The 10,256-nt window shown below is 63.7% G+C and carries 11 protein-coding genes; 7 read left to right on the top strand and 4 right to left on the bottom strand.

Annotated elements, in window-relative coordinates; genetic code table 11:
• The 4 genes from NA4_RS35475 to NA4_RS35460 all read right to left on the bottom strand — a co-directional run.
• Positions 1 to 389 (bottom strand): isocitrate/isopropylmalate family dehydrogenase (locus tag NA4_RS35475; RefSeq protein WP_245671741.1); only part of this gene is annotated, 389 nt, incomplete at its 3' end.
• Between the two features lie 125 nt (positions 390 to 514).
• Positions 515 to 1,966 carry an AMP-binding protein gene (locus tag NA4_RS35470; RefSeq protein ID WP_067479988.1) on the bottom strand — a complete coding sequence of 484 codons (1,452 nt, stop codon included), beginning with the start codon at positions 1,964 to 1,966 and terminating at the stop codon, positions 515 to 517.
• 132 nt (positions 1,967 to 2,098) lie between these two features.
• Entirely contained in the window at positions 2,099 to 2,950 is an 852-nt protein-coding gene (locus NA4_RS35465) for an urea carboxylase-associated family protein (RefSeq protein WP_067479986.1), read from the bottom strand.
• Positions 2,950 to 3,675, bottom strand: coding sequence for a GntR family transcriptional regulator (locus NA4_RS35460; RefSeq protein WP_067479984.1), 726 nt, complete (start codon positions 3,673 to 3,675; stop codon positions 2,950 to 2,952). Before NA4_RS35460 ends, NA4_RS35465 begins: the two co-directional genes overlap by 1 nt.
• A gap of 275 nt (positions 3,676 to 3,950) precedes the next feature.
• Between NA4_RS35460 and NA4_RS35455 the strand changes: the two genes are divergently transcribed.
• From NA4_RS35455 to NA4_RS35425, 7 genes are all read left to right on the top strand, one after another.
• Positions 3,951 to 5,243: an MFS transporter gene (locus NA4_RS35455; protein WP_245671740.1), complete on the top strand. Its 1,293-nt coding sequence runs from the start codon at positions 3,951 to 3,953 to the stop codon at positions 5,241 to 5,243.
• A 118-nt stretch (positions 5,244 to 5,361) separates the two neighbouring features.
• Positions 5,362 to 6,012 (top strand): cyclase family protein, encoded by a 651-nt coding sequence (locus NA4_RS35450; RefSeq protein WP_067479982.1) that lies wholly within the window; start codon positions 5,362 to 5,364, stop codon positions 6,010 to 6,012.
• 113 nt (positions 6,013 to 6,125) lie between these two features.
• The gene (locus NA4_RS35445) at positions 6,126 to 6,845 is read left to right on the top strand and encodes a 5-oxoprolinase subunit B family protein (protein WP_067479980.1); all 720 of its coding nucleotides are present in this window, start codon (positions 6,126 to 6,128) and stop codon (positions 6,843 to 6,845) included.
• Positions 6,842 to 7,891 (top strand): 5-oxoprolinase subunit C family protein, encoded by a 1,050-nt coding sequence (locus tag NA4_RS35440; protein ID WP_067479977.1) that lies wholly within the window; start codon positions 6,842 to 6,844, stop codon positions 7,889 to 7,891. The genes NA4_RS35445 and NA4_RS35440 overlap by 4 nt, the downstream gene beginning before the upstream one ends.
• Positions 7,888 to 8,682, top strand: coding sequence for a LamB/YcsF family protein (locus NA4_RS35435; RefSeq protein WP_067479975.1), 795 nt, complete (start codon positions 7,888 to 7,890; stop codon positions 8,680 to 8,682). Before NA4_RS35440 ends, NA4_RS35435 begins: the two co-directional genes overlap by 4 nt.
• A gap of 440 nt (positions 8,683 to 9,122) precedes the next feature.
• Positions 9,123 to 9,584 carry a GntR family transcriptional regulator gene (locus tag NA4_RS35430; protein WP_169811191.1) on the top strand — a complete coding sequence of 154 codons (462 nt, stop codon included), beginning with the start codon at positions 9,123 to 9,125 and terminating at the stop codon, positions 9,582 to 9,584.
• A 110-nt stretch (positions 9,585 to 9,694) separates the two neighbouring features.
• The coding region (locus NA4_RS35425) for a transposase (RefSeq protein WP_067479971.1) at positions 9,695 to 10,256 on the top strand (562 nt) is incomplete at its 3' end.

Raw genomic sequence — 10,256 nt, 5'->3', positions numbered from 1 at the left:
CTAGTGTCGGCGTACGCGCCGCCGGTGATATTGCGGACGATGGTGACATCTTCGAATCCAGGCACCCATACGGTGCGGACGCTTATCCGGAGGTCGAACAGGCTACGCAACTTGATCAGCGCCATTTCGGGATTCGGACATTCGGCGGCGCTGACGCCTGGATGGGTCCCGACAGCGCCGCTCAGCACGACATCCGCCGTCCTGCACGCCCGCAGAGTCTCGTCCGGAAGGATCGAACCGGAGTCCAGCCAGCCCGAGGTGCCGTACGGCAGCGGGCCGATCAACTCGACCGGGGCTCCCGCGGCGGCCAGTCGACGTAACAGTTCGACAGGACCGTCCAGGATTTCGCCTCCGATCCCGTCACCGGGGAGTAGAACAATCTTTGCCATGCGATCAACAACCCTAGATAAATATCGATTCGAAAAATCCAAGCGATGGATACTGTCCAGTCCGAGGAACGGCAGATGTGTGGATGAACTTGCAGCGCGGCCCCTCACGCCGCGCTGACCGAGGCTCACCACACAAGCGCCGCCCACGACAAGACTTCCTGATCGTGTAGTAACCGACGTTGCACCTTTCCGGCGGCGGCGTCACGCGGAATAGACCGCACCTGCGCAACATGGGCGGGCCGCATGAAGGCCGGCAGGCCGGAGCTGACATCTCGGATCGCTTCCATCGGAACGGGATCGGCGACGACGTAGAGGACGATTTCCTCGTCGATGATCTCGCCGGGGCGTTTCCACAGCGCAAGGTCGCGCAGGGCAGTGATCGTCCCCAGCTGACCCTCCACGAAAGGAATCGGAACGAATTCGCCTTTCACACGGATGGATTCGGCGGCTCGTTCGATGAACACGAGTTTCCCATCCGCGGTGCGGCGTCCCAGGTCGCCGGTAGCGAACCAGCCGTCCTCGTCGAGGCTCGGATCGATAGTCTCGTTCGCGTAGTAGCCGGCGAACAGCACGTTCTGCCGCCGTTCTCGGATATGGATCTGCCCGATCTCGTCGATGCGGTCCTCGATCTCTGCACATGGCAGGCCGTATCGGCCGCAATCGAGAGGGATTTTGTCACCGAGTTCCCACCGGTGCATGTGGCTCAGCCCGGCCGCTTCCGTCGATCCGTATCCCGAAACGGCTCGCGAGATGCCGAACCGGGACATGAATTCTGTATCGGCGTAGAACATCGTGCGCACTTCGTGCCCATCGGCATTGGCGCGCGTAGTGGCCCGCTTCAGGATCTCCACAGGCGGCGCGTGCAATGCCAGGGCAGTGATGTGATGTTCTTTCACCGTCGGCCAGAACCCTCGTGCGGAGAACCTGTCGACTGTGAGCGCATCGGCTCCGACGCTGAGCGCACCGATGATGCCGTAGCCGAGGGGGTTGATGTGGAAAAGCGGCAACGCTGCCAGCATTCGGTCGGTGCCGGTCAGTCCGAGGCTCGCGGCCATGTCTCGGCCGAGCCGCAGAAAATAGCCGTGTGTCTGAGCACAGAACTTCGGCACGCCGGTCGTGCCGGAGGTGTGCATGAAGGACACGATGTCCGATTCGGTTGCCGCAGTACCCGGCAGCGCCTGCGGATTGCTCGGCCGCGCGGATCGCACAGTGTGCAGTGGCAACACGGGTCTTCTCTCGGCGAAATCCACCTGTTTCAGGTCGGTGATCACCACAGCGGGCTCAAGTCGGTCGAGCATCGTGGCCAGCAGGTCGGGCGGATAGCTGCAATTCACCAGTGCTACCGGAACGCCTGCGAGCATGCATGAGATCCATGCGATGAGATACTCGGTCGAGTTCGAAGCCACCAGTGCGACGCGGCTGCGACGATCGACTCCGTGCGCGGTGAGCTCTCCGGCCGCACCCGCGGCAATCTCCAGTGCATCGGCTAACCGAATCTGGTCGTTGACAGTGCCGATGAGCAGACCCGGTCGCTGCTGCGATTGCTCCAGCAGGAGTTGAACCAGATTCGATGCCATGGAGTTTCCTGATCTGTGTGTGTCTGCGAGCGGTGCCGCGGACATCCGGGGCGGTGGGACGGTCCGATAAGTTTGTGCAAGCGGGGTGATTGTGAGAGGTTTCCCGCCGATGTTCGAGTGGTGGCTTGCCGGTCACGGAACCGGCTCTTCCCATCGCGGCGCCCGCATCCCGTGTTGGTTGCGGTATGCGGCGCGTTGAGGTGGTGTCCAGCTGGACAGAAGTGTCGGGGTGACGCGATACACTTCGACCCCCAGTGGTCGGCAGATGTCAGTCCGGTCGCTGGCGTCTGGTCCCCACAGCGGCACCGACAGGTCGCCGCCGGGACAGGTGGACAGGGCGCAGAGCAGGTCGATTTCGGCAAAGAACTCGAAGAAGTCGCCCTGTTTCGCAGGGCAGGTCTTGACGAAGTACTGGTCTTCGTCGTTGAGTCCGGTGCATTGAAATACGTTGAGTACGTCGTGTACGTCGAACTCGGTCAACCCGTACGGTAGTACTGCGCGTGTCAAGTTCGAATGGCAGTGGAAGTCGAAGTCATTGCCGGTCAGCATCCGGTTGACGTAGGGATCGCAGCGCGAGCCGAGCAGGTCGTGCACCCGGCCACCATCGACGTCGATGCCGTAGTCGGCGAGTGCGTCGTTGGTGACGGTCAGCAGTGGCCGGAGGAATGGCAGGTTCGACCATATCCGATCGTAGGTGCTGATGTGGGCGCGTTGCAGTTGGCGGGTACGCGCCGCCCACATCCGTTCGCGCGGATCGTGGCGGTTCCACACATTGAAATCGCCCACCTGCGGCCCCTCGACGGTGACGATGCGGCACACATGCCCGGCCGGCACCTCCCATGCCTGACCTGAGCGGATCGGGATGGAGAACCGCTCGACGAGTTCACGCGCTTCGAGTTTTCGCGCGATCAGGTCATAGAAGCTTCGGTCTACGGTCAACGGCCCGTCGGAGCTGGCCTGATACGTTGCGGGTGGAGTAGCCATCACATACCTCCCAACACAGTGCCGGGACGACGAGCGGTACCCGACTCGGTGAGTTCGCGCGCTGGGCGCAGTCGTGCCAGTTCGAGCATCGCTCGCTCGGAATCGTCCAAATAGCGCCGTAGTTCGGCGGCGGCTGTCGCTCGTAGCCCCGCGATCAACAGCTCGCAGATCTCGCGATCTCGTGCGACCCATGGCCTTTGCAGGTCCGCCTCATTTTCCGCGGCGGCAAACGCGAGCCGCAACTGTGCGACGATTGTCCGGAACAGCGCGTCCAATCGATTGCTTCCGAGTGTGGCTACCAGCGCTTGATGGAACTGCAGGCTCGCGGTGCCGACATCACGCCAGGCCCCGGCTTGTAGAGCGGACTCGGAGGCCGCCACCGCATCCTGCATGGCCTGCGCGGTTCCCGGCTGGGTCAACGCGATGTCGTCTACGGCCCGCAGCTCCACGACCCGGCGCACCCGGTAGATGTCGCGGAGGTCCTCTGCCGACAGGATTGTGACCACCGCACCGCGGTGGCGGTGTAGGTCGACCAGTTCCTCGGCGGCCAGTAGTCGCAACGCCTCCCGCAATGTATTGCGGGAGACGTCGAGGTCCGCCGCCAATGGCACTTCCCGTAGCGGGCTGCCCGGTGCGAGCTCGCCCTGCATGATCCGATCACGCAATGCCGCGGCGACTCGTTCGCTTGTCGCGGCGTCCGACCCGGCTGGATTGTTCTTCGTCACGCGGTGATGCTAACACCAAGATTGTTCAACAAGGAAGGGCATCCCTCTCTTCCATGCAGCTGCACGCCCGAATGAAATGACCTGTTGACAACAGATCGTCCAACAATTAACACTATGGCTGTTAGCGCCGTCACAGCTTCGGCGGTCGGCTCGAGGTTCAGGAGACCAGCATGAGATTCAAAGGCCAACGTCTCGACGGGAGACCTAGCGACCTTGGGCAATCGACGGGCGTCCTAGCGACAACGATCGAGACGCGGTCGCTCGACGACTCCCCGATGACTGCTTTTCATCGCCGATTGACGGTGTACTCGGCTGGTGGCCCCTTCCTGGACGGATACGTGCTGGGAATCGTCGGAATCGCACTGACACAGCTCACCCCCGCATGGCAATTGAGTGGCGTCTGGCAAGGGCTGCTGGCCGCGGCGGCCTTGATCGGAATGTTCGCTGGGGGGCTGGTGGGTGGCTATGTCACCGATCGGATAGGCCGACAGGTGATGTACACCTTGGACCTGATCCTGATCGTGGTGTGCTCGGTCGCGCAATTCTTCGCCGACGGTCCGGTCTGGCTCCTTATCGCCCGGTTGGTGACCGGGGTGGCGATCGGTGCGGATTACCCGATCGCGACCGCCTTGCAAGCCGAGTTCGCCCCCCGCGCCAAGCGCGGCAGCCTCCTGGGCTGGCTGACCGCGATGTGGGCAGCGGGCAATGTCGCCGCTTACCTTATCGGCGACGCCATCGCCCAGTTCGGCCCCGACAGCTGGCGATGGATGTTGCTCTCCCCGGCGGTACCAGCGCTGATACTGGTCATGGCCCGGTGGGGCACCCCCGAATCGCCGCGCTGGCTGGCCTCCCGCGGTCGCACCGACGAAGCCCGCAGTGCACTCGTGAAGGCCCTCGGCCCCGGCGTGGAGCTCCCCGATCACATGGCGGAACCCGATCATGCGGGGCTGCGCGACCTGACCGGCAAGCCATACCTCCGTCGCACTATCTTCATCGCGATCTTCTGGACGTGCTCGATCTGGCCCATCTACGCGATCTACGCCTTCGGCCCGGCCATGCTGGAGGCATTCCGACTCAACAGTCCCGGACAATCCACCGTTGGCTCCGCCATGATCGGCGTGCTGTTCCTGATCGGCTGTGTGGTGGCGACCCTGTTCGCCAATCGCATCGGCAGACGCCGGTTGCTGATCGTGCCGTTCACGATAGCCACGATCGCCCTGCTGGCCCTCGGCATCTGGCCCGACGCGCCCACCGTGGTGATCGCGCTCATGTTCACCACCTACGCCATCGCTATCGGCAGCCCGACGATCATGCAATGGATCTACCCCAACGAACTGTTTCCCACAGCGATCCGGGCCACAGCAGTCGGCATAGGAACCGCGATCAGCCGAGTCGGCGCCGCGCTCGGCACCTTCCTGACTCCCCTCCTGCTCGCCCACACCGGCATCGGCCCAACCATGCTCATCGCGGGCATCATCAGCGCTGTCGGAGTTGTCGCCTCGATCGTGATGGCACCGGAAACCCGCGGACGAGACCTGCATCACGCCAGCGGCGCCGACGGCACCTAGGCGCGTACCGCGACTGAGCCGCCCGGAAGCGGGTCGGTACCCGACCTTCACTCCCGCACACCTACCGACAACGGCCACGACCGATCATCGAACGCCAACTCTGCCAGGAGAAAACGACATGCGACTGATCGATCTGAGCCAGACCATCGAGCACGGTATGACAACCCATCCCGGGTTACCCGGCCCGCGGATCGCGGAATATCTCAGCTACGATGCGTCAGCCGAGCATTACGCTGCCGGAACTGAGTTCGTGATCGGGCAGATCACGATGGTAGGCAACACGGGAACCTATCTGGATACGCCAGCTCACCGCTTCCGGAACGGTAAGGACCTGGCCGACCTGATGCTCGAGACCTGCGCGATGCTGCCTGTGATTGTCGTAGAGGCCGATGAGGGGCTGTGCGGCCCGGACATTTTCTCCGGTTTGCAGTTGCAGAATACCGCAGTCCTCGTGCGTACCGGGTGGGACCGTCATTGGGGAACTGATCACTACGGCGGTCCCACCCACCCCCATCTCACCGCGGCCGGGGCACAAGCACTAGTCGACGCAGGTGCTCGACTCGTCGGCATCGACTCGGTCAACATCGACGATACCCGCGGAAAACACCGCCCCGCCCACACCATCCTGCTGGGCGCAGACATCCCCGTGGTCGAAAACCTAACCAATCTCGACCGCCTGCCGAACACGGGAGCCCTGTTCAGCGCAGTACCGCCCGCCATTCGGCGACTGTCCACCTTCCCCGTGCGGGCCTTCGCCTTCGTGCCCTGACCTCCGGTCCCCGCGCCCCAGCGGGCAATACATTCGTTGTCTCAGCCGCAGGCACGCTCGCCCGACCACCCTCTCAGTACACCGTCGACAGAACACAGATCGAAGGCGGAGTGATGTTAACGAATGAAATCGACATCCGGGAATACGGTGATTCGGGCCTGCTCCTCACGCCTCCCGGGGAAACCGCCGAAGCGCGCTGGGAAGGCGCCGATAAACTCGCGTCGGCGCTCCGGCAGGCGTTGCCCGTCGGTTTGGTGGACGTCGTAGCTACTTTCGAACACGCGTTCATATCCTTCGATCCGCTGATCACCGACCACGAGACCATGCGTAAGGCCGTGCGTTCGCTCATCGACCTCGTGGAACGCCCCAAGGCCCCGACACTGTCGCGGTACTTCGAGATCCCGGTGGTGTACGGAGGGGAATATGGTCCCGATCTTGCGGATGTCGGGGGCCAGGTGGGCCTCTCGCCGACCGAAGTCGTGCATATTCATACCGGGAGTGCGTGGACCGTCCGGTTCTGTGGCGCTCCCGTCGGTGCCCCGTTTCTCAACGGGCCCACCCTGCCGGCTCCCGTCTCCCGTCTGCCCGATCCACGCACCCGCGTTCTGCCGGGCTCGGTTGGCCTCAGTGGGCCCAACACCGTGATCTATCCCGTAGTCTCTCCGGGCGGCTGGCGGATCATCGGCCGAACACCATTGCGCCTTTTCGACATGACCGACGAGAACCTCGTTTGGTATCGGCCCGGAGATCGGTTCCGGTTCGTGCCGGTCCCGGCGACACAATGGCATATGTGGGCCGATCGCCTGCCCAAGACGTCTGCTGAGACCGCGTGACTACCGCGACCATCACCGTCTTGCAGGCGGGGCATGCGGTCGTACAAGATCTCGGTCGCCCCGGACTCGGCCGAGTCGGTCTGATTGCGAACGGCGCATCCGATCAGTACTCGGCTGTCGTGGCGAATACCTTGGTCGGAAACCCTGCGGCAGCTCCTCTGCTGGAGGTGACCGGTTCGGCTCTCGGTTTGCGCTGCTCTGCGCCCGTGCTGGTGGCAGCCACCGGCGCCATGAACCACATTTTCATGGACGGGGTCCGGCACCCTGCTGGCGAACCGTTGTTGGTCGGCGTCGGCCAGCTACTCACGGTGCCCTCGCCGACTGCCGGACTGCGGTCCTACCTGGCGTTCAACGGCCAGCTTGTGAGCGTGCCGGTGCTGGGCAGTGTCGCCCCCGACCCACTGCTCGGCGTCAGCCGTCGTCTCCACGCAGGAGACGAACTCGAAATCGAATCGGTTTTCGAATCCCTCGATCACCCTTGTTCCCAATTCCCCTTTTTCCGGCTCGGTGCTCCGCAGCAGACGTTCTCACACTCCGCTGTCATCGAGATGACGGCAGGGCCCGAGGCAGGTCAGTTCGCTTCGGGCATCGTCGGTTCGGAACAGACTTACACCGTATCCCCGCAGTCCGATTACGTGGGTCTGCGTCTGAGAGGTCCGACGCCGCCCCGCACCGTGGGTGGAGAGATGCTTTCGCGCGGTGTCCCGGTCGGAGCCATCGAGGTGCCACCGGGAGGCGGACTGCTCGTGCTGCTCCGCGGGAGATTGCTGGTCGCGGGCTATCCGGTGATCGGTGTGGCCACGACCACGGCGGTCGACCGGCTGGCCCAACTGGCGCCCGGGGACTCGGTCACCTTTCGGCTGTCGGATGTGACCGATGCGATCCGAGCGGTCCGTGCCAGGGACCGGATGTTGCGCGAGTTGGCCGAGCGCGTCGGAGTCGTTTTCCGATCCACCGGACTCGGGCACATTGTCCATGCCGGTCATCTGTCCCGAGTCTCCGACGGCATCAGCTGCCGTCACATCAATAGAGGTGATATCGAATGAAACGCGCAGTGGATCTTGTCGCCGACCTGGGTGAAGGATTCGGCCGATACCGTATCGGCGACGACGAAACGCTCCTCGATGTGGTGACCTCGGCAAACATAGCCTGCGGCTTCCACGCGGGCGACCCCCGGATCATGGACGCGACGGTAGCCCATTGTGTCCGCCGCGGTGTCGCCGTCGGTGCACATCCAGGGTTCGCGGACATCGTCGGCTTCGGTCGTCGCGCGATGGATCTGAGCGTCGAGGAGGTCCGCACCGACCTGCTGTATCAGGTCGGTGCTCTCGCTGCGTTCGCCACGGCACACGGCACACGGATCGCTCATATCGCGCCGCACGGCAAACTCGGCAACCTGGTTGTCGTGCGCCGCGACTACGCCGAAGCGGTTGCGGACGCTGTTGCGATGCTCGGCCCCGACCAAGTTGTACTCACTCAGGAAGGTGAACTCGCGGTGGCCGCCCGCGAGCGAGGCATCGCGGTGGGTGTGATCGGGATGGCCGACCGGAATTACCTCGACGACGGGACGTTGGTACGCCGAACAGAGCCCAACGCGCTCATCCACGATGATGACGAGGTCGTGGCACGCACAGTGCGCATGGTCACCGACGGCCTCGTTCGCACGATCACCGGTACAGACATCTCCGTTGACTGCGACACCGTCCTGTTGCACGGGGACACCACTGGCGCGGTGACTCAAGCGCGAGCGGTGCGACGAGAACTTGAGGCAGCCGGTGTCGACGTGGTGCCGTTGCGCGAGGTCCTCGCTCAGAAGACATGTTCCGGTTCGGAATGAGCGCCGGGCTACTCCCGTGGCAGATGTCGAGGGGTGATGTGTGATCGCATGCGGTTCTGCGCAACGCCGGTGAGGTTCGGGTTTCGAGCGGACCCCGGCCTCCCCGCAGATCCTCGCGGGGCTGTATCGACCAAGTCGATTCCGATTGTTGACAGCCAGAGAACGCGTTGCCCAGACGGCCGCCCCCAGCGCGGCGTGCCGCAACCACACCTCACCTACAGGGCGAGTGGGCGCCGATCGAGCGGATGCCCGCCATAGGACTGGATCCACCTGGCGCGTTCCCGGCCACCGCAACGTCCAGATGCGCGATATTGATGGAATGATTCCATCGATGAGGTTCTGCCAGGCATGATTGAATCCAGAAAAAGACATGGTAGAAGTGTATTTTGGCATGAATACCACTTGTGAGGTTATGGAACAAAACTTGCTCGTCTTCAGGTGTGAGCGAACCGAAAGAACCCCTTGAGTCCGTGCCCGTCGGCGAACGGGTTGTCGCTGTCCTGCGCGATCGCATCCTTGAGGGTGTCCTGACTCCGGGTGCACCGTTACGAGACGTGGCACTGTCGGCCGAACTCGGTGTTGCCAGGCACACCTTGCGCATGGCCTTACGCTTGCTCGAGTACGAGGGTCTGGTCGTATATCGGATGCACAGAGGCGCCGTGGTCAAGACGCTCTCCCCGGAAGATGTCCAGGAGCTCTACCGAGTGCGCCGCATCGTAGAACTCGGCGCGATCGACCACAGCGCCCTCGCGACATCAGGGCAGTTGATGGAACTCGAGGCGGTCGTTCGCTCCGAGGAGCGTGCCGGGGCGAAGAAGGATTGGAACGGGGGCGGGTACCGCGAATCTGCGCTTCCACCAGGCACTGAGCCTTTCCCGGTAGCGGCGTCGTGGGTGGCGTGAGCTGCGGAGACGCCGGAAAGTGTTGGGGTGCAACGAGAAAGCGCAGAACCTCGGGTATGAAGTAGGTCCTTCCAAAGATCAACTTCATAGAGGTTCTGCGCATCGTGAGCATGACATACGCCGCGATCCTGCCGATCAGTGAGTACACCGCCGAGTACCTGGCCGGACTGCTCGAGGTCGAACGCCGACGTCGCGGCACCCGCGCCGGCCGCCGCGCGCTGGACTGCCTGGCGCAGGCGGTGCTGGTGCTGCGCTGGTTCCTCGACGGCACGCGGGTCGCGCAGTTGGCCCGCGACAACGGCATCGGCAAAACCACCGCCTACACCTACCTGCACGAAGGCATCGACGTTCTCGCCGACCAGGCGGCGGACGCCGGGACCGCGATACGGGATGCGCATCTGGCCGGGCACGAACACCTCAGCGTGGACGGCACGCTCATCGCGACCGACCGGCTGCACGAACCCGGCCCTGTCATCGGCCGCAACGGCAAACCGATCGACCTGTGGTGGTCCGGGAAACACCGCCACCACGGCGGCAACGTCCAGGTCATCACCCCCGGCCTGCGCGAAGCCCTGCTCGGCTGGGTCAGCCACGACCTGCCGGTCCTCACCGATCTCGGCTACGAGGGCGAATCAGGGCTGGTCACCGTCGCGATCAAGAAACCCGCCGGTG

This window comes from Nocardia amamiensis NBRC 102102 (genome assembly GCF_001612745.1).
GTDB classification, from domain to species: Bacteria; Actinomycetota; Actinomycetes; order Mycobacteriales; family Mycobacteriaceae; genus Nocardia; species Nocardia amamiensis.
This window is presented reverse-complemented; position numbering and strand designations above follow the sequence as displayed.

Bases quoted from the DNA above. Each gene is read 5' to 3' on its own strand.
- NA4_RS35470 (WP_067479988.1), bottom strand. From the start codon at position 1,966: ATGGCATCGAATCTGGTTCAACTCCTGCTGGAGCAATCGCAGCAGCGA.
- NA4_RS35465 (WP_067479986.1), bottom strand. From the start codon at position 2,950: ATGGCTACTCCACCCGCAACGTATCAGGCCAGCTCCGACGGGCCGTTG.
- NA4_RS35455 (WP_245671740.1), top strand. From the start codon at position 3,951: ATGACTGCTTTTCATCGCCGATTGACGGTGTACTCGGCTGGTGGCCCC.
- NA4_RS35450 (WP_067479982.1), top strand. From the start codon at position 5,362: ATGCGACTGATCGATCTGAGCCAGACCATCGAGCACGGTATGACAACC.
- NA4_RS35445 (WP_067479980.1), top strand. From the start codon at position 6,126: ATGTTAACGAATGAAATCGACATCCGGGAATACGGTGATTCGGGCCTG.
- NA4_RS35435 (WP_067479975.1), top strand. From the start codon at position 7,888: ATGAAACGCGCAGTGGATCTTGTCGCCGACCTGGGTGAAGGATTCGGC.